The sequence below is a fragment of the Nostoc flagelliforme FACHB-838 genome, assembly GCF_014698065.1.
Classification (GTDB): domain Bacteria; phylum Cyanobacteriota; class Cyanobacteriia; order Cyanobacteriales; family Nostocaceae; genus Nostoc; species Nostoc flagelliforme_B.
In genome coordinates, this window is record NZ_JACJSI010000474.1 from 1 (window position 1) to 4072 (window position 4072).

At 36.4% G+C, this 4072-nt stretch carries 2 protein-coding genes; one reads left to right on the forward strand and one right to left on the reverse strand.

Annotated elements, in window-relative coordinates; translation table 11 throughout:
* Nucleotides 1–558: 558 nt before the first annotated feature.
* Entirely contained in the window at nt 559–1899 is a 1341-nt protein-coding gene (locus H6G97_RS46885; protein WP_190947217.1) for a cytochrome P450, read from the reverse strand.
* A gap of 134 nt (nt 1900–2033) precedes the next feature.
* Between H6G97_RS46885 and H6G97_RS46890 the strand changes: the two genes are divergently transcribed.
* Nucleotides 2034–4072, forward strand: a 2039-nt coding sequence (locus H6G97_RS46890) for a two-partner secretion domain-containing protein (protein WP_190947218.1), incomplete at its 3' end; no start/stop codon positions are given.

A 4072-nucleotide genomic window follows, 5' to 3' on the forward strand; every position in this document is an offset into this window, starting at 1 on the left:
GTGGTGTAGGGGGCTGGATGTCTTGTGGAAGCGGGAGGTTTGGCTGCTGTGTAGTGATCTGTGCATATAGGGTTCTAGCAGTACCACTAAGCACTATCAATATACTTAAAGGCAACCAAAGCAATGCACGCTTTGTGGGAGATTTATCGGTCATCAGATTCGGTAGGATATTGCCGCAAATTCTGAAATTGTACAGGATTGCTGTTTTATCAGAACAAACGCAATCTCAAAATCTTCTTAGCTTCAAGCATTAAATATCAAGCAGATAAACGTTAAAATCTTAAGTTCAAGGTTAAAATCCTGATTTTCAGTTGATAAGGTACTCCTAAATTGGCAACTATGATTAAAGAAAGTTTTATCGCGAAAAATTGTAGTTAGCAGCAATTATGAACGCTGTTAATCGTAGGATAAACAACTAATTTACATAATTTTTATTCTTACGGATAAACTTTGCATTTTACCTAACTCCCTAACTTCCCTAAATCATGATTAATAAAATACACCTTGTTGGTATTCGGAGTGTTAGCGCAAGACTATATAAGCAGAAGCAAGAATGTTCTAACGCACTCCAGTTACTACCATTTCAAATGTTGGAGGAACCATAATTAGTCCTCGTCTAATGGGCTTTATAGGACGAGGACTCACTAATCCCAATTGCAAGCGTGACAAAATAGTTGCCAGAACAAGCTTGATTTCAAGTTGTGCTAATGCTGCTCCGATACAGCGACGACTGCCACCACCAAATGGCAAATACTCGTATGGAGAAAATTTACGCTCTAGAAATCGCTCTGGTCTAAACATCTTTGGTTGCGGGTACACTTGTTCCCTTTGGTGAGCTAAGTAAATTGAAACATTAACGATTGTATCCGGTTCAAGCTGATAACCCATGATCTCTATAGGCTTTTGTACAAACCGTGAAAAAGGCATTAAAGAAATTGGGTAAAAGCGTAATGTTTCAGAACAAACAGCAGTCAGGTAAGGTAATTGTGCTATTCCAATCTTGTCATTGCCGATGGGAAAGGAGTTAAGTTCAAATAGAAGATTTTTGTGAATTTCTGCCGAAAAATAACTCCAGTACAATGCCCAAGAAAGAGCGGATGATGTGGTTTCATATCCCGCGAACAATAGCGTTATCAAAGAATCGCGCAATTCAATATTGGTTAGTGGCTCCCCAGATTCATGAGATGCTTCCAGAAGCATACTTAAAATATCCTTCCCTGGATAATTACGTTGCACTTTTCGTTCAGCAATAATTGAATATACTAATTTATCAATTTGCTGGAGTTGACTCATTAGACTTTCTTCCAATCTCCAAAATTCTAGTTTTTTTTGTAATACAGGAATCAATGTTAAAAATATTGAATTAAAAGGATGGTGAAGAACATCAAACAGAGAAACTAACAATTCTTTCAGGCAATTATAACGATCATCGTTTTGTAGTCCAAATACAACATCAAGAATAATGCAAATAGAGATTTCTTTCATAACTGAATTAACTACAAATATCTTCCCCGGAATCCATTCTCCAATTATTTTTTCAGTAATTTCACAAATGGCTTGACTATAATCATGCATTCGCTCTGAATGGAAAGGAGGTAGCAGTATTCGTTTCTGTCGTTGATGCTGTTCACTACTACAAGAGAGAATAGAATTTTCTCCTAGTAATAGCTTTAATAAATTATTATTTTGAGTAGATTCAAAAGATTCATGAGTGGCTGTAAAAATTTTTTGTATAGCTTCTGGATTACTAAAGAAAATAGTGGCAGGAAGCTCGTTTCCCAATACCCTAAAAGTATCTCCATACATTTGATGCCAAACATCTAATGTTTCTAGCGGCCGAAGAAAAAACTGAACTGTTTGTATCCAAGAGGAAGCTTTTGGCCCGTCAGGAAGAGACATAATCAATCAAGCTACTACAATGATTTATATATGAATATACAGTATATACTGATACTCATATAGTCTTCAAACTAAAAACTGAAATTTTTACTTGTGAAACAAAGTTAATTTACAATTTTATTAGCAGTAGTAACATGGTTAATTCAATAATTAAGCTAGGACAAAAACATAGTGTTGCAATGCTGAAAAAATATAAAAGTGTTGCTATAATTTCAATAATTTTTTCTTTACCAACCATTTTCCCCTCCGAAGCTCAACAAATTGTTCCAGATGCAAGTCTACCGAATAATACTCTAATAAAATCAGAGGGAAATATCAGTAATATTGAAGATGGAACTCAATTAGGTACTACCTTATTTCATAGCTTTAAAGACTTCTCTATTCCTGCTGGCAGCACTGCTTACTTTAATAATACTTCGAATATCCAGAACATTTTTAGTCGAGTGACAGGTAAATCTATTTCCAATATTGATGGATTAATTCGAGCTAATGGGACAGCAAATTTGTTTTTAATAAATCCCAATGGTATTATATTCGGCAAAAATGCTCGATTAGACATTGGCGGCTCATTTTTGGCAAGTACAGCAGATAGCATTAAATTTGATAATAAAATTGAGTTCAGTGCTAAAAACCCTCAATCTTCTCCTTTGTTAAAAGTAAATATAGCGAGGGGGCTAGAGTTTGGTATAAATCCTGGGGCAATTAAAGTACAAGGAGCAGGTCACACTCTTCAAGGTTCCGATTTTAATTTTCCTTTTGATGCCAGTAGATTTGCTAATGGTTTACAAGTAAATCCTGGCAAAACTTTAGCCTTGTTAGGGGGAGACGTATCAATAGAAGGAGGAATACTTAGTACAATAAATGGAAACATTGAGGTAGGAAGCGTAGCTCAAGGAAACGTAGGCATTAAATCAGATAATAAGTGGGTTTTTAATTATGAAAATGGACAAATATTTAGAGACATAAGTTTATCACAAAGCGCTTTAGTTTACGTTGGAAGTAATGAAGGTGTAGGAAAAAGTATTAATATCCAAGGACGTGAGATAAAAGTTTTAAATGGCTCCTTGATCTCTAGCCAAACTTATGGTTTTAAGCAGAATGGAGGAACCACTATTAATGCCTCTAATTTTTTAGAAGTTAAAGGAGAATCTCAATTTAATACCAGTGCTATTTTTACTAGTAATTTTGGTAAGACACCAGGAGAAAATATTGAAGTCAATGCAAAAAATTTTACCATTGAAGGAGCGCAAATAGCCACCACTGCTTTTAGTGGTATGCCAGGAGGAATAGTATCGGTGAATGCCAACAATTTAAGAATTGTTGGTTCTACTCCATCTATTATTAATTCTTCTGGCTTAGGTGGTATTAATACATTCAGCTATAGTTCTGGCAATGGAGGAGATATAACAGCAAAGATAGGAGAATTAATTTTAGATAACAGAGGAACTATTACTGCAATTTCCAGTAGATCCTCGGGACGCAGTGGCAATTTAAATTTAACATCAGAAAGTGTCATTATTAGGAATGGAGGTAGCTTGGGTTCTCTTACTTTCGCTAACGGCAAGGGAGGCAATGTTTTAGTAAGCGCAAAAGATTTTATAGAGTTAACAGGACAATCTTCTTCTCTGGAGCCTAGTCTCATTGAGGCTAATACTTTTGGTAGTGGTAATGCTGGTAACTTAGAAATTAATACCCCAAAACTATTTATTCGAGATGGAGCAACTGTAAATACAACCACGGTATCTTATGGAAATGCTGGTAGCCTTACTATCAATGCTTTTGATTTTATAGAAGTTTCAGGCGTTAATCTAAATTCAAAGTTTCCTAGCTCCATACAGTCATCAGCAGCTATTTTAGATGAAAGTTTAAGAGCAAGATTCCCCAGCGTACCACCAACCCCCACTGGTGATGCAGGAAGCGTAACTGTCAATACCAGCCGCTTAAATGTTATGGATAGCGGATCGTTGAGCGTCAAAAATGATGGATCTGGCGACGCTGGCACACTTCAAGTAAATGCCAATCGCATCAGCGTCGCCAGATCCGGCGCTATTACTGCAACGACTGCTGTAGGTCAAGGTGGTGATATTGACATCAATTCAAATTTTTTACAACTACGAGATGCCACCATCTCCGCAACTGCTGGGCAGCAAGGTAGTGATGGTGATGGTGGGAA